The 19,578-nt window shown below is 33.4% G+C and carries 14 protein-coding genes; 4 read left to right on the top strand and 10 right to left on the bottom strand.

The features are described from left to right. Nucleotides 1–56 precede the first annotated feature (56 nt). Nucleotides 57–1,004: a homocysteine S-methyltransferase family protein gene (locus tag NLJ00_RS09950; protein ID WP_256637077.1), complete on the top strand. Its 948-nt coding sequence runs from the start codon at nt 57–59 to the stop codon at nt 1,002–1,004. Here NLJ00_RS09950 and NLJ00_RS09955 read toward each other — a convergent pair. Further along, nucleotides 1,001–1,684 (bottom strand): cytidylyltransferase domain-containing protein, encoded by a 684-nt coding sequence (locus NLJ00_RS09955; protein ID WP_256637078.1) that lies wholly within the window; start codon nt 1,682–1,684, stop codon nt 1,001–1,003. The two genes, NLJ00_RS09950 and NLJ00_RS09955, sit on opposite strands and share 4 nt — an antisense overlap. 289 nt (nt 1,685–1,973) lie before the next feature. Between NLJ00_RS09955 and NLJ00_RS09960 the strand changes: the two genes are divergently transcribed. The 3 genes from NLJ00_RS09960 to NLJ00_RS09970 are packed head-to-tail and all read left to right on the top strand — an operon-like array spanning nt 1,974 to nt 4,098. Then, entirely contained in the window at nt 1,974–2,573 is a 600-nt protein-coding gene (locus NLJ00_RS09960) for a hypothetical protein (protein WP_256637079.1), read from the top strand. 60 nt (nt 2,574–2,633) lie between these two features. Next, entirely contained in the window at nt 2,634–3,359 is a 726-nt protein-coding gene (locus NLJ00_RS09965; protein ID WP_256637080.1) for a hypothetical protein, read from the top strand. Between the two features lie 43 nt (nt 3,360–3,402). Next, nucleotides 3,403–4,098: an XAC2610-related protein gene (locus NLJ00_RS09970; protein ID WP_256637081.1), complete on the top strand. Its 696-nt coding sequence runs from the start codon at nt 3,403–3,405 to the stop codon at nt 4,096–4,098. 5 nt (nt 4,099–4,103) lie between these two features. Here NLJ00_RS09970 and NLJ00_RS09975 read toward each other — a convergent pair whose 3' ends face one another. The 9 genes from NLJ00_RS09975 to NLJ00_RS10015 form a co-directional block, all read right to left on the bottom strand. Continuing rightward, nucleotides 4,104–5,408, bottom strand: a complete 1,305-nt coding sequence (locus NLJ00_RS09975) for an ATP-binding protein (protein ID WP_256637082.1) — start codon at nt 5,406–5,408, stop codon at nt 4,104–4,106. A gap of 126 nt (nt 5,409–5,534) precedes the next feature. Beyond that, complete coding sequence (locus NLJ00_RS09980) at nt 5,535–6,242, bottom strand: hypothetical protein (RefSeq protein ID WP_256637083.1); 708 nt, start codon at nt 6,240–6,242, stop codon at nt 5,535–5,537. Between the two features lie 11 nt (nt 6,243–6,253). Beyond that, nucleotides 6,254–10,510: an eCIS core domain-containing protein gene (locus NLJ00_RS09985; RefSeq protein ID WP_256637084.1), complete on the bottom strand. Its 4,257-nt coding sequence runs from the start codon at nt 10,508–10,510 to the stop codon at nt 6,254–6,256. Nucleotides 10,511–10,519: 9 nt separating this feature from the next. After that, complete coding sequence (locus NLJ00_RS09990) at nt 10,520–12,052, bottom strand: eCIS core domain-containing protein (RefSeq protein ID WP_235992110.1); 1,533 nt, start codon at nt 12,050–12,052, stop codon at nt 10,520–10,522. Nucleotides 12,053–12,092: 40 nt separating this feature from the next. Then, complete coding sequence (locus NLJ00_RS09995; RefSeq protein ID WP_180860401.1) at nt 12,093–12,953, bottom strand: DUF6734 family protein; 861 nt, start codon at nt 12,951–12,953, stop codon at nt 12,093–12,095. A gap of 19 nt (nt 12,954–12,972) precedes the next feature. Further along, nucleotides 12,973–13,800 (bottom strand): DUF6734 family protein, encoded by an 828-nt coding sequence (locus tag NLJ00_RS10000; protein ID WP_256637085.1) that lies wholly within the window; start codon nt 13,798–13,800, stop codon nt 12,973–12,975. Next, nucleotides 13,797–14,375, bottom strand: coding sequence for a hypothetical protein (locus NLJ00_RS10005; RefSeq protein WP_180860407.1), 579 nt, complete (start codon nt 14,373–14,375; stop codon nt 13,797–13,799). Before NLJ00_RS10005 ends, NLJ00_RS10000 begins: the two co-directional genes overlap by 4 nt. An 11-nt stretch (nt 14,376–14,386) precedes the next feature. Further along, on the bottom strand, nt 14,387–16,138 hold the full coding sequence (locus NLJ00_RS10010; protein WP_256637086.1) for a contractile injection system tape measure protein: 1,752 nt from the start codon (nt 16,136–16,138) through the stop codon (nt 14,387–14,389). Continuing rightward, on the bottom strand, nt 16,122–19,574 hold the full coding sequence (locus tag NLJ00_RS10015; protein ID WP_256637087.1) for a hypothetical protein: 3,453 nt from the start codon (nt 19,572–19,574) through the stop codon (nt 16,122–16,124). Before NLJ00_RS10015 ends, NLJ00_RS10010 begins: the two co-directional genes overlap by 17 nt. Nucleotides 19,575–19,578 lie beyond the last annotated feature (4 nt).

Genomic DNA, 19,578 nt, shown 5'->3' on the forward strand with positions numbered 1-19,578 from the left:
GTATATTTATATGTGTATTTATTTGATTGTTACATATTTATAATTATTTTAAAGATATGAAAAATAATAATAAAACCTTGCCAAATGAAACGGATGAAATATTTTTAACAGACGGCGGACTCGAAACTACATTAGTTTTTCTGGAAGGATTTGATCTTCCGTATTTCGCCGCTTTTGATTTATTAAAAAATCAGGAAGGATATAATGCCCTTAAAAATTATTACATCCGATATTTAAAAATCGCAAAAAAGTATCAAACCAATTTTATTCTGGAAACCCCAACCTGGCGCACAAATCCAGATTGGATCGAAAAGATTGGTCATCATAAAAACGAATTAGCCACGCTGAATGAAAAAGCCGTTACTCTTTTAGAAAATTTAAGAACAGAATTTAAAAACGATATAAATTCTATTTTAATAAGCGGCTGCATTGGCCCTCGCGGCGACGGTTATTTACCGGAGAATTGTATGAGTATTGAAGAAGCACAGCAATATCATACAGCACAAATAGAAGCTTTTAGTAAAACCTCAATAGATTTTGTTTCGGCACTTACCATGAATTATATCGAAGAAACTATTGGAATTGTTAAAGCTGCAGCATCTTTTAATTTGCCTGTGGTTATTTCTTTTACAGTCGAAACAAATGGCAAACTTCCAACGGGAATGAGTCTAAAAGATGCTATTGAAAAAGTAGACGAAAGTGTCAATATTCCGCCAATATATTATATGATTAATTGCGCGCATCCAACACATTTTTTAAACGAATTAAGCGAAAGTAAAAATGGAAACTGGGTAAAACGCATCAAAGCTATTCGTGCAAACGCATCCTGTAAAAGCCACGCCGAATTAGACGAAGCCACAGAACTAGACAGGGGAGTACCCAAAGAATTAGGAAAAGAATATAAAACATTAAAAGATTCTTTCCCGCATTTAAATGTTTTTGGTGGCTGCTGCGGAACTGATGAAGAACATATTGTTGAAATTGCTAATGAATTAAAAAATTAAACTCCACTATGAAAAATAGCAGGAAATTTATCTTGGTTCGCAAAAACCAATTTCACTAATTCATAATTAGTATCCGAATCCAAAAGCGTATTTTCAATTTCTTTTACTTCGGATACTGTAGCCATTTTTCCAATCTTTTTTCCATGTTTGCGGAAAGAAGTACGAGTAAAACCATAAAGAATCCCATTTTCGATTATTGAAAATTGAAATTCATCATTCATTTCTCTTTTTTCGAGATCATAATTTCTCAACTCATAACGCTGTATGCTGAAAACCGAATCAAAATATTCTCCGGGCATGACATAGTCCGTATATTGTTTGATGAAACTATCTATGGTAAAGTTTGTCAATAAAGGATTAAAACTTTGAAATTCGATAAAATGTTCACCCGAAATTTTTTCAAGAGTATGAGTCGTTATCAAATCTGATTTTATGTCTTCACCAATTAATGATTCCGGCCGGTCAATTATTCTTAATCTGCCGTTCCATTTGCAATATTCTTTAACTTCCTCAGAATCGGTGTTGATTACAATACTTTCAAATTGAGTGAATTTCAGTAATTTTTCAATCATATACTCATACATGGGTTTTCCATTAAATGGAAGAAAATTTCTATTAGGTAAAACATGCAAAGGATACTCTTTTTGTATTGGTAAAAGGGCAGTAAGAAAATTGCTCATAGTGTCTTTATAAAAGAATTAAAAATGACGTTCATTTTATAAGGCTAATTTATAAAGATAGAATGAACTGGTTTTAGGTAGAAATACTTGATTTGAAGTAAGGACCTAAAGAATAAAAATAGTAAATTATTGGTTGTGTATTATCGGGGTTGCTGCTGAACCGATGAAGAACATATTGTTGAGATTATTGGTCAGTTGAAAGTTGTATAAAGTGTTTTCTTCGAATTGAATGTTTGTAGAAAATGAATATATTTGAAAATAAAGTTGACAACATTTTTAAAGAAAATAAATGCACACAATAAAACAGCGAAGATTATTTACGAAAAGAGAATATAATATTCTTGACAATAAACTGAATTATAAAACATCTTATATAGGAGGTGAAAGTGAAGGAATGGTTGCCTTTGAAAATTTGTCAAAAGAAAAAACGACTTACAAAACATCCAATAATATCATATTAGTACTTTCACTGCTTATTTTTGGAATGGCTGGAATCTCTTTTTATTTCCGCAATGATAAAGATTCTGACCCAGACGCATGGATAGTTTTTACATTTATAGCAATTGTTTTATTTACCGTATATTTTTTTATGAATGAAAATTCATGGAGAATTAGAACTCATAATAGTGGATATCTCATTCTAATTAAAAAACATCCCAATCAAAATTTTGTTGATGAATTCATATCAACATTGTTTCTTGAGAGAGATAATTATTTGCGAGAAAGATATCTAAGTCTCGACCCTAATTTAAGTTACGAAACTCAGGTAAATGATTTGAGATGGCTGCGAAACGTTGAAGCAATTTCTAAAGATGAATTTGATAAATACTATTCAGATTTAAAATTATTATACGCACCAAAAAGAGGAGCAATTGGCTTTGATAGATAACATGAGAATTAGCACAAACTCTATTAAAAATAATCATCCCAATAAATAACCATTCCCCTTATGAAAATTACGCTCCAAATTTTAATAATCAGTATGCTGTTATTCTCTTGTCAAGAAAATAAAAAGGAGCTAAGTGAAAAACCGAATAAAAAAGAGATTGTAAGTAAAAAGAAAGAAGATTTAGTATCGGCTGGAGAAAAAGTAAATGACGCAATAGCAGATCTTACTATTAAATTTTCTGATTTAACGATTTCAATGAGTGACGATGATACAAGCTGGAAAGATGAATATGAAGAAACCGATAATATTTATGAAACCAGAAAAGATACAGCCATTTTTTATCTTGATCCGGGTTACTCTCTTGAAAGATCATTTAAAATTGATCAAGCTGAGTTTGATGAAATAGAATTGTATGGACAATTTGAAATAAACGTGGGAATTGATACAGAACGAGAACTTGATGTGCCGTTTTGCCTTATAGAAGATTGGAAAAGCTACACTTCTGAATGGACTAAATTTAAAGTCAATAAAAATGATTTGCAGCTCCCAATGATTGATGATAGAATAGACCGCCCAATAGATTTTACTATTGATGAACTCAAAACTGCTGTAGGGAAACACTGCGGTTCTGAATGGTTAGATGAAATCAAAAATATTAAATCTCTTGATAAAATAAAAACCAGTTTTTTTACAACAAGATACATTTATAAAATTAGAGCAAAGAATAGTAAAACAAACGCGATAGTTGAAAAATTCATTGTCTTTTATGCACCTACAAGCTGTTAGAATTTAACATCACTATTAGATTCAGTTCTAAAAACATCTAAAAATGAAAAACCTTATTTCGATATTTATTATTTTACTTTTAATGAGCTGTAGAAATACGGCGGAAAATGTTTCTTTAAAAAAAGATCGCAAAGATGAGGTTTCGGTAAAAGAACTTTACCAAACTAAGATAGATACTTCTGTAAAAGTAAGTACGCCTTTTAACCTTAATAATATAAAATGTAACTGGAAACAAATTGATTCTGTTTCAGGAGCAATTACAATAGAATTAAGAGACTATAAAACACAAAGGATTTTATTAAGCTATTCTGATTATTTTAAATCAGGAAATGATGTTAATGCAGAGGATTATTTTAACGAACATTTTGAGGATTTAAATTTTGATGGTTTTAAAGATTTTTTGATCACAAGCAGTGGAAGTACTGCCATGACAGATTTGGTAAACATATATTTGTTTAATAAAAAAACAAAATCATTTGAATTTTCAGAAGAGCTGTCAGACAATACAATAGACGAAGTAGATAAGGTTAATAGAAAACTTTCGACAAGTTCATTTACTATAGATAATGAAATTAGAAAAAAGCATTATTTTAATAAAAACGGTACAATAAAATATTCTGAAATTATAACCAGATTAGATCTTAGTCAAAACGATTCAGTTGGATATTATAAAGATAAATATGAAAAAATAGTAAACGGTAAAGTGGTTATCACAAAAGAATATACTATTATCAACTAACTAAGTTACATCATTTTCCCTTCTTTAGCATATTCCTTTTTAATTCCCTGAAGCAAATGATTCAGGTTGATACTTTTGTTTTGATCTTCTAAAGTTCTCAAACAGGCATACTGAATTATATTTACAATATTGGCGCCTGTAATATCATATTTTTTTGAAAGCTCGCTAAGATTTACATCTTCCGCAATCTTAATTCCTTTTGGCAGATTATTTTGCCACAATTTTAAACGTTCGCCGTAAGATGGTACTTCAAACTCAATTATAGATTGAAATCTTCTAGTAAAAGCGGTATCAATATTTGCTTTAAAATTAGAAGCCAGAATAACCAATCCCGGATGATTTTCGATACGTTGCAGCAAATACGAAACTTCCTGATTGGCATATTTATCGTGTGCGTCTCTCACATTTGTTCTTTTCCCGAAAACGGCATCGGCTTCATCAAAAAACAGTATCCAGTCTTTATCCGTCGCTTTGTCAAATAGGGAAGAAAGATTTTTTTCGGTTTCACCAATGTATTTTGAAATCACCATCGACAAATCAATTCTATAAACATCTCTTTGGGTATATTTTCCTAAAAGTGAAGCGGTAAGCGTTTTTCCAGTTCCCGGCGCACCGTAAAACATGACTCTAAAACCGGGTTTTATTTTAGATTTCATATTCCATTCATGAAGTAAAATATCATTGAATTTAAGCCATGTTTCTATTTCTTTTATCTGATTTAAAGTAGAAGAATTGAGTACCAAATCGTCCCAGTCTAATTGGGTTTCGATTAATTGCGCAGGGAAAATACTGCTAAGCTGCGGTTTTAGAATTTTTCCGGTAATGAATTTCTCGATGTATTCATCTTCTAAAATCAATAAACCGCTCAGTTTAGGTTCACCATTTGGAACAGCTTCTATTTTGATGATTCTTTTTTGATAAAGAAAAGACTGATTGAGCAGATAGTCATAAAATGAAATTCGTTTATCGAGATCATTTCCCGCAATTAAAAACTGAGCCGTTTCGCCAGTTGGTAAAATTCCGCGATGGTTTTTGGTTTTTATTCCTCCAAATTCGGGTAATTCACCGCCATTCGGTAAATATTCGGCAATAATCGAACTTAAAAAATCGGGTTTCAAGTGTGGCGCAAGAGCCAGTCCCAACAAAAGAGTATCGATTTCTGTCAGGTTATTTTCAATGATGAATTCGTTTATAAACCCATTCGAATTAACTTGATTCAAAACAGGTTTTTCCATTGGGTTTTCGGTCTGAAAAAGGTTATCAAGCTGAAATACGAATTGGTTTTTTAGATAAGTGAATACATTTTCCATTTTATATTAATAATTCGATTGAAAAAAATCTATTTGATTGTTTAAAATTTCTGATTCTGTTCATGACAGGGTTTTGTTTTCATTTTGCATAGCAAATAAATTAAACCAGAACTACAACCAATGATGTCAAGATTTTAAGTTTTTATGAATCCATTCATCACGGTAGATCATTGATTGATTAACTTTATCATCAATATTTTTATTCCAGTTAATGATCAGTAAATCATCTTTTTTTGTTTTTTTTACATTTGGTTCAAATTTTCCCTCTGAGAATTTTTTAAAATCATCCGGCTTTCCTACTTCGGAATTTATATGATAATCAAGACTTAAAAAATCGACTATTTTATAGGTCTCCCAATAATCATTTATGATAGTATCATTTGGAGTGAATCCTTTTAACTCATATAATTCGATTCCTAATCTATATCCTATTAAGAAATCTGTATGAAATTCAGAGTATAGATCAAGGGTCAAATTTATCATGTGCTCTATAACAGATTTATCGAGTTTGTCCTGACTTATATTTTCGAAAATAATTAAACTGAAACCAGAATCATTTACATTAAGATATAAACCACATGAAGGAGTCCCAGCTGTTGAATTTTGTAGAACATAAGTGTCGTATTTGTTCTCAAGGACAGAGCTGATAATTTCATCAAAGGACTTAAAAGGTCTTACCTCATCATCCTTGAATCGATAAAAAAAGTTTAATTTTTTACCCCAAACAGATGTTTCAATGTGCTTGATAATTGTTGAAATGAAACTACTTTTTTCAATCCAGTTTTTTTTCGGTTTTTTTAGTTTAAAATCTTCTAAACGCAGGATAATTTCCATTTGACTGATTTTTATGATTGAACATTTGTTTCCCATTTTGATCCACCAATAACCCTTCTCAAGTGAGGTACCCATAAATCTTTGACAGACTCTCGTGTAAAATTATACTGTACTTTATCAAAAGTTCTTTTATCGTCTGGTTCCTTTACCCAAGGTATTTTTGGTGCAGTTATTATTTTTTTGTAATCTTCCATTTGCGTCTGCTCTTCACCACTTGGACCACGGTCTACGCTAATTGCTTTTGCCTCTACCAGATTAGAACCGTCGTATCCGTCAGCATCTCTGTCTTGTGTGAGTTTTTTTGACTTGTAGTAGTTCTTGAAAAACATTGGTCTTGGAGTTCTTGTCATGACACGATTGCGCACAAGCCATAATTCGAAAATTACCCCTCTTACAGCATTCAATTCAGCAGGAATATCGGTTGATTTTATTACATCATTATCTAAGTCTTCAAGACTGTCTGCATATTTATCAACAATTAAATCTCTGAAGTTTTCTCTGTAGGTGTCAATTTTGCTTTGTTTTTCGGTGTCTGCCCAAGTTGGATCCCATTGTAAATTTCTTCTGGATTTAAGAACGTTAGTATACATGATACGATATTTTGCAATTAAGGCATCAAAATCGGTTTCACCGCTTCTTCTCGAAGCTACCCTGTCTTCGGTATGAGAAAGATCAAAAGTATATTGCCCTTCAGTATCACTCGTTGATGTTGAAAAAGAAATTACCAATCCTTTTTCTTTCCATGAACTTAGATGCGCTCGTGTTGTACTCGAACCAATATTTATGGCGCCTTCCAATTGAGCTCTTGAAAAGAGAACATTTCCAAATGCTCTATGAGCAGTTTCGATATAGTTTAAAGTAACGCCTGTTAATCCGGCTTGTTCAGCTCGTAATCGTATGCCTGCAGCAGCACCTCTTTTAGAAGTTTTTTTAACTGCTCTTTGAACATAATTATAATCCCAAGTTTCCCCGCCATCAGTTACAGAAGAAATATTTATAACAGACGCCTGGTCAGTATTCACTTTATTTTTGATAGCCTGAGCTTCTTCAAGAGTTATTTGTCCTTCGTCTTTTTCTTTTTCCGATTCTGTATCAATTTCTGCTAAAGCTCCTGCAACTGGTCCCGATGGTGTTGCTGCTGCAGCTTCTGGCTCACTTCTTCCCATCACTCTGTCTAATAAGGCCATTCCCGTATCAACAGCTTTATTCACCAACCATGTAAGCGCTTCATCAACCATTTGTTGTACAGAAATAATCATTTCGCCAATTCTTGCCCCAATTCCGGTTAATCCAACCTGATTCGCTAAGAAACCTATCACAACCGGCATAGCTTGTCCCATAGTTCTTTCGAGGTAATCTGCGGCTGTGGTGACATTGCCTCGGGCTAAATCAGCTACACCGTTGACAAATGAATTGACAACTTCGAGCATTTCACGCAAGTATTTTATAAAACTTTGTATCGCATTAAAGAACGCCATTGCACCGTTTATCACCGCCATAATTCCGGTTGGGTCTAACATGCTTAAAAGTCTGGCTGTAATTCTGTTCACAATGCGTTCCATGACAAAGTTTTTCACGGCATCGAGAACGGTATTCCACAAGTTACTAAGCTGTTCTTGTATTTTATCCCAAATAGCAGCCATACCTCGTTCCTGAACATCTTTAATGAATGTCCAAATACCTTCGAGTGTATTAATCATGCTGCGGATTCTGGCAACTCTTGCAGGCCCAATACGAGGATGTGCGGCGAGTTTTTCCCAGATTTTCTCCATCGAGATATTCAACACTTCCATTACCCAGGTAATAACACCTTGCAAAGAGAAATCACTAAGTACCGGAATATTGGCATCTTTTAACTCACTCATTAACCAGCCGGTTACACCATTTATTAAATGGGTTACAATATTGTCAAAGAATTGTATGAATCCTTGTTTTAGGGCTCGCAGTATATTTTTTAAGAAACCAATTGGATCTTTTTTAATGTCATCAATAGCTTCTAATGCTCTTGTAATGATATTTCCGATGAGGTCAAATGGGAAATTCATGATTTCGAGAATGGCTATAATAACGATTCGGACAATTTCTGCGACAAACGCAATTAATCGGCCTATAGGTTCTCCAAATTTATCAATGATTCTCAAGAAAGCATCTATAGGATGGATGAGGTCATTGATGCTCATAGAATCCCAAATGTCGGTAAACAATTGAATTATAGATTGCGGTGTCATGTTGAGCGTCGCTACTGCAGCTTCAATTTCGCCTACAATTTTGGCTATTGCACCAGATTCAACCATTTGTGCATATTGTTCTTCTCCACCGTCCATGAGGCTCATAAAACCTCGTATTAGATTTGGAACTGTGCGAGGTACAGCTTCTTGTGTAAAAGGATCTCTTCCAATAATTACTTTAATAAGTGAATAACCTCTTACAGTTGCAGCTTGAGAAGACAGCCATCCTAATAATGACTCCTTAACAAGTTCTAATACTTTTAATGCCACGCCTGAGGCAAAATCCCAAACCCTTTGCAGGAATCCTCCAGCTTGGGCTGCAAGTGCTGAAAGATTATCAGCAATATTGACCAAATTTGCAGGCTGAATAGCATCCCAGGCTGCAGTTATGAGTCCGCGAAGTTCACCTAACAATGAATTGAAAGTTCCAACCTGAGTGTCAAGCCAGTCGGCAGTTTTTTGCAGCGTGCCTTTTTCACGCATTTGCTCAAGCTCTGTTTGCTTGTCTATAAGTATTAAGAAATCTTCTAATATTTCAACCGTTGTGGCATTGACTGCTTCATCGCGTAACGGGTCGTATTTGATTATTTTTTTGATTAATGACCAGGCTTTGTTTTCTGCCAGTATAGGTTCTGCCACACCAATCAAGGCTTCTTTTATCCAGGTAATAACCTGATCTACTGTTGAACTTACAAAAGAAGTTATTCTGTTAACTACTTCATTAAATTTTTCAGTAACTAAGTCAATTATACCGGTATAAGGGAATGATATTTCGTCCCAAACCTCTTCAACTAAATCTAAAATACTGTCGATCGTTAATCCCAGTTCGCTTAATTTTCCTTCTACCCAGTCAAAAACCTGCTGCAAAATTCCATATTCCTGAAGCTTGTCGAATATAGCAGTTCCAAAAGGAACAAGACCCATTAAGCCTTCAACCAGATTAATTGGAGTTCGTTCTACATCAACTTGTCGCAGCGGATCATAACCAATAATAACGGTGAAAAGAGTATAACCCGGAACGTGTCGTGCCTCATTGATGATCCAGTCTGGAACTAAATCCAGGAACGAACCCTGAACCATTTCGGGAGCAGGGGATATAGGTTCCGGTTTTTTTCTAATGGCAGCTCCCTGTTGTACAGTATGTGTTAATTCATGAGCGAGTAAATGCTTGCCCTCTTTCGAATTTGGATTGTATTTTCCTTCGTTAAAATAAATATTGTTTCCGGTTGCAAAAGCCTGAGCTCCCAATTGCTTATTCATTTGAACAGCGTTAGAGTCATTGTGTATACGGACATTGCTGAAATCAGCTCCAATGCCGGATTCCATTTCGGTTTTTACTTTTCCGGATAGTGGAGAACCTCCGCCTTTACTGCTGTTTAAATTCGATTCTAAATTTGAGTTGTCGCCAGGATTCGCATCGGCAGCAGCACTTTTTTGTATTTGTTTTTCGTCGTCTTTAGCCTGTTTCTCTTCTTCTTTTTTCTGCTGTACATTTTCTTCTTCTCCTTTATTTTTATTTTGGATTAAAGGTTTGAGTGAAAGTGTATTTGTTTTTGAGGTAGTTTCTGTTTTTTTGACTTCTGTCTTATTCTGAATTGTCTCCTCTTTTTTCTGGATTTTATCTTCGAGTTTATGTTGAATTAAAGTTTTTGAAGAAAAAGCCGGATTAATTTCTCGCTTTTCTGGCATTCTGGAATCAAGTTTATTTTGGATTGATTCACCATTTAACTGCCCAACTGGTGTTATGGTTTCGGCTGCCGTTTTTTGCTGAATTTCTTTGTTTTGTTCTTCTTGCTTTTGAACATCAACCGCCAATTTCTTTTGCATTACCGGCGATGGCGAAAAGAAAGTGTCTGTTTTTGCTGTTTGTTTATTGGCAACTACTTTGTCTGCGACTCTATCGGCTTCTGCTTCAAATTTATCGTTAGATTTTCCTATATTCAATTTTGCCTGTACCCCAAAAAAAGATTCCTTCCCTTTGTCATGATGTGACGCAGAGTGCGAAGGATTCGTATTTGTTTTTTTGGTTAAAACTGGCATGAATAAATTTTATTTAATTGATACAGATGCTTTTATTAGTGCGTTACAAAATGGAGGAATTGTCAAAGAGATTGTATGTTTTCCTTTTTTTAAACCGGGCAATGAAACGAAAGTTGTTTTCTTTTTTGTTGTAGGATTAATTGTATCTCGCAATTTTCCATCTACATTAACTTCAAACGCATTGCAGCCGCCTGTTTCTGAATTATCATGTAAATCTTGTGCGACGATTTTTAAACGATTCTCGCATCCTTCTTCTGCAAAAAAAGTACCTGATATTTGATTAGTGAATGTACCTCCCAGAATAGCAACGAAATCTTTCCTGCTGCATGGCGGAGGTTCTTTTTTGCCTCCTTTTTCAGCGACCAGTACATTGTCTAACGCTCCTATAGTTTCCGGGCCAACAAGACCGTCAATTTTATTCAAATTGTTATCTGTTTGAAAGCCTATTACCGCATTTCGTGTTTCGCTTCCAAAATCTCCGTCTGCTCCAAATTTTGGTAAACTTTGACCTGCTTCCAACAACCCCTTCTGCAATTCCGCAACATAATTCCCTTTTTGACCAGTAGAGATCAGCATTTGATTATCATTGGCTTTTTCAAGCGGAGGGTTGCCTTTAAACTGTGGATTTTGGGGTCTCTCAGCTTGTAAATCTTCAGGATGGTTTTCAATAGATGATTTTTGTATTGTTCCTGATTTTTGTTTGGCTCCGGTTTGCTGCACCGTGTGGGTTAGTTCATGCGCTAATAAATGTTTTCCTTCCTGAGAACTTGGATTGTATTTCCCTTCATTAAAGTAAACATGATTACCATTGGTAAAAGCCTGCGCGCCTAATTCCTGACTCATTTGAACAGCACTGGCGTCGGTATGAATTTTTACATTACTGAAATCAGAGCCAAAGCCAGATTCCATTTCTTTTTTGGTTTTTTTGTCTAATCCGGTTCCGCTTCCTTTTGAGCTGTCGAGCTTTTTTTCTAAGTCATTGTTCTGAATTTCAGTTTCTGAATTTTGCTCTTTCTTTTGAACTGGTTTTTCTTCTTCTTTTTTATCTTTTTTCTGAACGTTTTTGTCTTCGCCCTCGCATTCGGCACATTTTTTTTGTACTTTCTTGTCTTCCTCTTTTTCTCCCTTTTTCTGTACTTTTTTATCTTCTTCCTTATCGGATTTCTTTTGGACTTTTTTGTCTTCTTCTTTTTCTCCTTTTTTCTGTACTTTTTTATCTTCTTCCTTATCGGATTTCTTTTGAACTTTTTTGTCTTCTTCTTTTTCCTTGCCCTTTTTTTGCAAAGGCTTTTCTTGTGCCAGATCTTGTTTTTGAACTGTTGAAATGGTTTCTGAAATAGGTTTTTGCTGAATAGCTTCTTCACTTCTTGATTGCAAGAGTCCTCCCGTTTTACGTTTGTTCACGACTTTATCAGCAACATTATCTGCTTCGGTTTCGTATTTGTCTCCTACAGTGCCTGTGGTTAGTTTTTTTTGAATTTTTGGTCCAAAAAAAGGAGAAGAAGAGGGGTTAGCTATTTTTTTGTGTTCAAATTCTCTCATGATATATTATTTTACCATTTTTGGTTAATAATTTGTTTGACTAAACAAACTGCGGATTATTCGCGATAACATCTTCTTTCTCTAATGCGCTTTTGATTTGCATATACCAATACGGAAATATTTTAGAGAGCCGAAGTTCAATTTCATCAACAACATATTTTTCATATTTTTTCATTCCAAAAAAATGAGAATACCCAATAGTATCGGCGTATTTTCCTTGCTCTGTTATGTTTTCTCCTTTTAATAGTATTGCAGGATTATTGTTTTTATAGTTCAGTAACGATGCAAGCGTATATTGTTCTATTAAAATGCAGGTTTCATAACCTTCTTCTTTCAATGCAGAAAAGTTGTTTTGATTTTCAAGATATATTTTCTCTAAATCATAATAGCTTTTTATAAATTCATCACGGAGTTTGAGATCGTTAAAACCAAAAATTCCGCAATTATAGGAATAGCCTAAATTGGGATGCCAATAAGGTAAGTTATTGGTGTATTTATTAAAAAATTCTACCTGCTTCTTATAATGAATTTCATAAGTATCTTCTTTGCGTTCTACTATTACATCATCAAAACTAAAATCTATTTTTTTCTTAATAAATATGTCAGTGTCTACGTGAACAAATGGTTTTGTCTGCAGTTCCATGGCATTAATTTTAGATTTCATCCAAAGTTCTATTTTGTTGTCATTGTTCACTTTGGTAACAGCACAAGGAAGCATATACAGGAACTTAAAGCCTATTTCATCTACATAAAGTTCAATTTCATCATACCACATATGGCTGTATAATATACTTAGAGCTGTCATGTAGATCGTTTCCTTTAGTTTGTCTCCCATATCCCATCTGTTATTCATAATAGGAAGTACATCAAGGCTATAAATGATCTTGTGTGTTTGTTTCATATACAGCTATTTATAGTTTTTAAAAGATACCTTCTTTCTCTAATGCATTCTTTACTTCTTTGTACCAATACGGAAACAGTTTAAAAAGCCTGTTTTCTATTTCCTGAACAATGTCACTTCTATATTTTTTTTGACCTACAATGTGTGAGTAACCCATTTTATCTGCCAGCTGAAAATTTTCGAACAATGTTTTTTTCCACAGCAATAACGTTGGTTTAATATTATGATGAGCTAATAATGACGCAAGATTATATTGTTCTAAAACAATGCAGGGCTCTATTTTTGCTATTTTTGGATTATGATTTTTTATAAAAATTTCTTCTAAATCATAAAAAACTTTTAAAAACTGGTCCCGAAGTTCCAAATCTCTAAAACCTAATACACCACAGTTAAATGCATATCCTAAATCTGGTTTCCAATGGTCTAAATTTTGGGTATATTTATTAAAAAAATCTACACGGTATTGGTACATGCCGTATAATTCGTAATCGTTTTGTTCAACAATTACCTTATCAAAATCAAAATTTATTTTTTTCTTTATAAAGACATCATTGTCAAGATGCACAAAAGGTTTGGTTTGTTTTTCCATCACATCAATTTTCGATTTCATCCAAATAACTTTGTCTTTATTGCTGTTAATTTTAGTAACTCTGCAGGGAAGCATATAAAGAAACTTATACGCTGTGTCATCAGCATAAAGTTCGATATCCTGATACCATAAATGGCTGTATAGTATACTTAATGCAGTCGAATAAATCGTTTCTTTAAATTTATTCCCTTGATTCCATCGATTATTACTAACAGGAAATGCATCTAAGCTGTAAATTATTCTAGGCTCTTCCTTCATAAAATATTTTTTTTAATAGTATGAATTAAGTTTTTCTCTTCCAGAAAAGTTACATTGTTGTACAAAGAAGCTTTTCGGCTGTGTTTATATAATCGTCTCCATTCGTAATTTATTCCTGCTATTTTCGAGGTTTTTAGATGTATCTCATTGTTATGAAATTTTTTCATTTCATTAAATGAGGAGTGCCATACCATTTTGCCCAAAAGAGGTGATTGTGTAAGGCTTAATCTCGAAAAATCATTGGGGAAATTATCTACATTTATTTCCTTGCCATAAATTTTGAATTTATAAACCAATGTTTCTCCGTTTTTGGTTCTGTAAAATTTAGAGGTGTATCTCTTTATGTCAACTTTATGCTTAATTGGGTTTAAATCTTCTTCGTTTTCATACATTATGTCCAAATCATTTACACGCATTTGATAGTACTGACGAAGGTTCAAATAATCTGCGATTCCTCCGCAAAAGGCGATTTTTGACAAATCAAGATTATCGAATACAAATCCTAACGCTTTTTGCTGTTCAATAAAAATATTTTTTTTATCGTATTCTAAAAAAGAGGCATTCTCAATATTCATACTTTTAATTTTTACCAGTTAACATATATGATTCGTTTTTTCCAGGCCAATTTTATAATGCTCAAATTCCAGCTTAATTTGTCTAATAAAATATCTTGTGTTTTTCGTTCTATAATTATTACAGGACTGTCGTCTCCATTAATATTCAGTTTTCCGGGGCGCTGCAAAAATTCGTTTTGCAGCAATTCTGCCGATGATGTTTTCATTATATCCCAATTACTTAATACCGCTTGCAGCATTGCTTCTCCTTCTTTTTTCATTTCTTCAGAGAGTACAATGTTTCTTTCAATAGGCTGGGCTATTGGAATATTGCATAAGAATTTTTCAAAAGCCATAGCGTTCTCATAATCCTGTTCTTTTCCTGTGGCTATATAATGTAAAAGGTGCGTGGCAACTTCGGGATTATTTATAGTATTGTCTTTATTGAGCAGTTTGCAATTATCAAAAAGGGATTTCAAAAATGGATGAATCAATACTAAACCCGCATTGTCAAGATATAATTCGCTAATATCTGCAGCTAATATCTCTTGTTCTTTTTCTTCTTTTTCAAGAGAAAGCTCTTTTTTATCGATCATTTCTTCGTGATTATCTGGAGCTTTTTCTTTTGAGTTATTGGATAAGGCTTCGATATTTTTATCGTCGCTGTCAACAGACGCCTCTTTGTTTTTTAATAAAATCAAATCCGAATCGGGCGTTGACTTTTCATTATTTTCCTGAATTTTTTCTGATTCTATTTTTGTTCCAGTTTCTATTTCTGTCTCTGTGTCCTTTTGTAACTCTTTCTCCGTTTTTACTGAAGCTTGGTTTTTGAGAAAAGTTTCTTTTCCTGTTTCTTTTTCTTTTAAAATAATGTTGTCTAATTTTTTTTCGATAATCAAAACAATAGCATCAAGATTAGCCAGCAATTTCAGTTCGTTTTGGCTTTCAATCTGATTTTCAATTTCTTTTAGAAAAAGTTCTTTGTGTTCTAAAAAGTTCTTCTTTTTATGAAATTCAAATACACTGTAAATCAATTTGGAAAGCTTTTGTTTTACAATTGCATTTTTTGTTTCCAAAAGACTTAAAACAACTATTTCCCACATTAAAAATCGTTGATTAGGAATCAATTGATTTTTTGTAATACTGGTTTCAATGTGTTTTTTTATTTTCTCAATCCTGATTATTTTGGTACTGCTGTCAGCGCTATTTTTTTTAAGCAATATTCCTTTTTTAATAATTGCTACAATTTGGCTGTCACTAAATTGTTTGATAAACCTTGTTCTTACAATTGGTTTTTGGACTGCATTTGCCCACTTAAAAAGAAAGGTTTCTTCACTTAAGATTTTATCAAGCGTAGTGTCTTCTACTATTTTGAAATCAGGATTTAAGGTTGTCCACCAGGCATTTGTGCCAGTTTCCAGGAAATAAAAAAAGCTTTCTATTTCTTTTTCTTGTGGTTTGATGACCTTATAGCCTTCTATATTTGCATCTTTTTTTTCAAAAACTTCTTCAACTTGTTTTGTGATTTTGTTTAGGATTTGCCCTTTAAAATCTTCAAAATCCAAATTTTGATTGATGGAAATATCAAGATTAAGTTTATCTAATTGTATGCTGTGCGAAGGATTTTTTGAATCTAATTCATTAAAATAATTTTCTAAAAACGAGAATATTTCCTTTTGCAAAAACGCATCAATATTGTCCTTGAGATAATACCCTTTTTCTTTAGAATTGGTATTTATCTCAAGGAAAACTTTATTGATTATATGTTTATTTGAATTTACCATCAGATGTAAGGTCTCCTATTTGTATATTTAAATTAGTCAGTATAAAATCGACTTTTGGGAATACTTTTAGCATGCTTGCTAAAAAGTCTTTCAATGATCCGTCTTTATCTGCATTGAATTTTATTTCTGCGAAACTTTTAAATAAATTATTAAAAAGTAATCCTGCCGGGATAATCAGTTTTTCAGATCCTTTAAGCGTTTCCGGATCCTGACATCTTAAAATAGTGTAATACAATGAAGTATTTAGCTTTATAAGTGTTTGTACAGCAGCAATCTGATTTAAATTTTGAAGTCTAATGGCAGCAGCAACAACCGTAGATATAGAATTGAAATATTCCTGTGTAAATAAATCAGATAATCTATCATTTGACTTACCGATGATGTAACTATCAAGGTCTTTTTGAACTTCTGCAAATCTGCTTTCCGTTTCAGAAATGAAGTTAATAGTATCCTTATTGAATTTATTTAAAACAGAAGTTTCTTTTAAATTAGAAGTAATGCCAATTGAATCTTTTACAAACAGGTCTGCATTGTCAAGACATCTATTTTCTTGAGGCGCCTTTCTAATCTCAATTGACCTTGGACCATCGGTTATTGGACCGCATTTACTTTCGGCAGTTAATGAAACTAAAATAGAAGGTTCATTAAATGAAGAAGTTAGTCTTTTTATTGGATCTTTTTTGTCTGTACTTATTATTTCTTTATCAATTTCCCAAGTGTAACTATCGGCGTTTTGGCAATTGTTGGTTAAGGTTAACATTCCCGTTGGATCTATAACAAATGTAAAATTGGCTGTAGCCAGATCTAAAAGTGAAATTACAAGATTAGATGGTTTGCCGTCTATTAAAATAGTTACGCTTTTGACAGCCGCACCTACAACAGCTGGATTAAACTGCACTTGTCCTCCTTTTGTTATTACAGTAACTCCGTCTCCAGAAATAACGGCTCCTTTTATATTTGGTTCAAGGGTAAGGATCACCGGTTTATCGTTTCTGCAAAAAGATACTTTGTTTACCAATTTTCCATCTACCAGTACTTTTGAGTCTTCAATTTCAAAACTTACTTGATGACTGATGTGAAAACCACAATTGCCATTATCTGCATTAAGAGTAACATCAAATGTGAATTTTTTCTGCGATTCACTATTATACTTGTAGGTGTGTTTTATTTCTGTTTTATCATCTGCTACAAGAGTGGTTTTATCCCCAAAATCCCAGATATATTTATTGCCTTCAATATTTTCTCCGGTTACGGTAAAAGTAACTATGGTTTCGTTAACTCCTGAAGGTTTTAAAGGAACAGCGACAAAATCGAATTTTGGTTTTTCAAAAATGGTAATGGCACATTCAGTATCAAAATTATTAACTGTAAATGTTATGGTTTGACCTATTAATTCTTTACTTACTAAATTTGGATCAAAAACAAGTAATCCATATTCATTTACTGTTACTCCTCCGTTTTGATCAGGTCTAACATTGGCTTTTACATAACCTCCAGCTGGAGATACTTTAAAAGGCAGAGGTGGTGTTTTGCTGTCAAAGCAAATTTTGTCTACAGGTAAAGTAAGGCCTATATTATTTTCGTCACAGCATAAATACGGCAGCGAAAAATCAGCAACAACCGGATTTAAAATAGGGATGCCTTCAGCAAATTTTTCAAAGTCACCGGTTAAAGATAGTCTGCGGCTTTTATTATAATAAGGTATTTTTTCTTCCAGATATATCATTATAAATGTACCGCCGGGAACTACGCCTGCTTTATGCTCGTAACCATGATTTTTGTTGAGGTAATATTGGGTAAACTTCTGGATCGTTTTATCCTGTTCATCAGCATTTACTGCCAGGATCATTATATTAAATCCCAGTCCGTTTTCTAATCTAATTTGTTGAATATCTTTTAAGGCTTCTTTGTAATTGCGTCCCTGATGTCCTTCAATTCTATAAAAATCACTGTCAAGATGAATTTCGAGCGGTTTTTTAGTGTTCAATAAATCGTCGTGGTAACTAACATTGTTTTTTTGTAATCCTAAAATGGTTTTATCAAAATCCCAGGCGTTAATAAGCGAATCGTTTACATTATTGTAAAACGGAATGGCTTTTTTGCCCAATTTACCCATTTGCAAAGAGGGTGTAATTTTTATAACATCGTATAAAGGATTGTAGTTTTCTAATAATTGTGCGCTTCGCAGTATAAGACTGTAGATTCTTTGTCTGGCTGTGTCTTCGCCGTAGCATATATTTATTTCATCTGCTTTTTCCTCTTTTTTCTTTTTTTCTGAATCTTCAGCAGGAACGGCATCATCTGCAAGGCAGTCATTACAAGTGCTAAGGCTTTCTCCTGTAAGCAAAGGCGATTTGTAAAAAGCATGACGGAATTCAAAACAAGGTTCTGTTTTTATTAGTTCGCCCAGCATTAAGTGTTTTGGAAAAGCATTAATATCTGGAGAACAATAGCTATCGTTTATAGTAAGCAGCAATGCTCTGGTTTCGTTGTAAGTATCAACAAGATCATTAAGCAGATCATATAGGTATTGAAAATCGGGAGGAAGTACCGGGTTTCCTTCAAAATTAAATAATTCGCTTATCTTTTTTTGAATAGCATCTGAAATGATTGGCATATTTAAGCCTTTCAGCAACTTATTGTAGCCCTCCTGCAAATTCTTAACAACATTGTTTTTGAAAATTCCTTTGGTAAAAGTTTGTTTTATAGCATCAAGATGGACAAAATCTTCTTTTTTTAGTACAATTCTGTTTGATTTTAGGTCAGGTAATGTATAGTATAAATTAGAATAATTGATTTTGCCAATCATACTGTCATGATTCATTATTTGTTTGGCAACGTCTTTGCTGACAATTAAAACTTTATAATTGCCCACAATTTCTAATCCCTGATTGTCACAAGAAAGACTTACGCATAGGTCAGATTCTTTTTCATAGGACTCCAGATACAAAAGAATTACGGCTTCTTTAAACTCAAATTTTGTATTGGCAGCAAATTCTGCTAAAGAAAAATAAGGGTCTTTTTCTTTTTTTTGCTGTTCTTCTGTCAAGAGTTCAAAAAGAGGCCATTGCTTGTTTGACCCATCATAAAAAAAAGGTTTATAAGCTGCTTTTGTATTGTCATAAATTTTGCAATGCGTATAGGTTCTGGAGTCAAAATCGATTTTTTTATTTCCCAATACATCTGCCTGATATAATTTAAAAAGATCACCATCAGTAGTAACACCGGTTCCCTGCGTTATTGAAATGGTTTTTTTATCCGGATCATAAGCCGGATAAAGTCCACAAACTATACCAACGCCACTCAGGTAAATGCGGGACAGGCGATCCTGATCGTCAAAAAAATCTACTACCTCATTAAGGTTTCCTTCTGTAAGTACCTGATTCTTTGTGAATCGACGGTATTGTGTTGTTATTGTTGAAAGTTTTGCTGACATGGCA

The organism is Flavobacterium panici (assembly GCF_024499525.1).
Classification (GTDB): Bacteria; Bacteroidota; Bacteroidia; order Flavobacteriales; family Flavobacteriaceae; genus Flavobacterium; species Flavobacterium panici.

What these genes read in the sequence shown, in the direction of transcription:
- NLJ00_RS09975 (WP_256637082.1), bottom strand. Translation starts at nt 5,408, where the DNA reads ATGGAAAATGTATTCACTTATCTAAAAAACCAATTCGTATTTCAGCTT.
- NLJ00_RS10015 (WP_256637087.1), bottom strand. Translation starts at nt 19,574, where the DNA reads ATGTCAGCAAAACTTTCAACAATAACAACACAATACCGTCGATTCACA.
- NLJ00_RS09995 (WP_180860401.1), bottom strand. Translation starts at nt 12,953, where the DNA reads ATGAAACAAACACACAAGATCATTTATAGCCTTGATGTACTTCCTATT.
- NLJ00_RS09960 (WP_256637079.1), top strand. Translation starts at nt 1,974, where the DNA reads ATGCACACAATAAAACAGCGAAGATTATTTACGAAAAGAGAATATAAT.
- NLJ00_RS09955 (WP_256637078.1), bottom strand. Translation starts at nt 1,684, where the DNA reads ATGAGCAATTTTCTTACTGCCCTTTTACCAATACAAAAAGAGTATCCT.
- NLJ00_RS09985 (WP_256637084.1), bottom strand. Translation starts at nt 10,510, where the DNA reads ATGCCAGTTTTAACCAAAAAAACAAATACGAATCCTTCGCACTCTGCG.
- NLJ00_RS09980 (WP_256637083.1), bottom strand. Translation starts at nt 6,242, where the DNA reads ATGGAAATTATCCTGCGTTTAGAAGATTTTAAACTAAAAAAACCGAAA.
- NLJ00_RS10005 (WP_180860407.1), bottom strand. Translation starts at nt 14,375, where the DNA reads ATGAATATTGAGAATGCCTCTTTTTTAGAATACGATAAAAAAAATATT.
- NLJ00_RS10010 (WP_256637086.1), bottom strand. Translation starts at nt 16,138, where the DNA reads ATGGTAAATTCAAATAAACATATAATCAATAAAGTTTTCCTTGAGATA.
- NLJ00_RS09970 (WP_256637081.1), top strand. Translation starts at nt 3,403, where the DNA reads ATGAAAAACCTTATTTCGATATTTATTATTTTACTTTTAATGAGCTGT.
- NLJ00_RS09950 (WP_256637077.1), top strand. Translation starts at nt 57, where the DNA reads ATGAAAAATAATAATAAAACCTTGCCAAATGAAACGGATGAAATATTT.
- NLJ00_RS10000 (WP_256637085.1), bottom strand. Translation starts at nt 13,800, where the DNA reads ATGAAGGAAGAGCCTAGAATAATTTACAGCTTAGATGCATTTCCTGTT.
- NLJ00_RS09990 (WP_235992110.1), bottom strand. Translation starts at nt 12,052, where the DNA reads ATGAGAGAATTTGAACACAAAAAAATAGCTAACCCCTCTTCTTCTCCT.
- NLJ00_RS09965 (WP_256637080.1), top strand. Translation starts at nt 2,634, where the DNA reads ATGAAAATTACGCTCCAAATTTTAATAATCAGTATGCTGTTATTCTCT.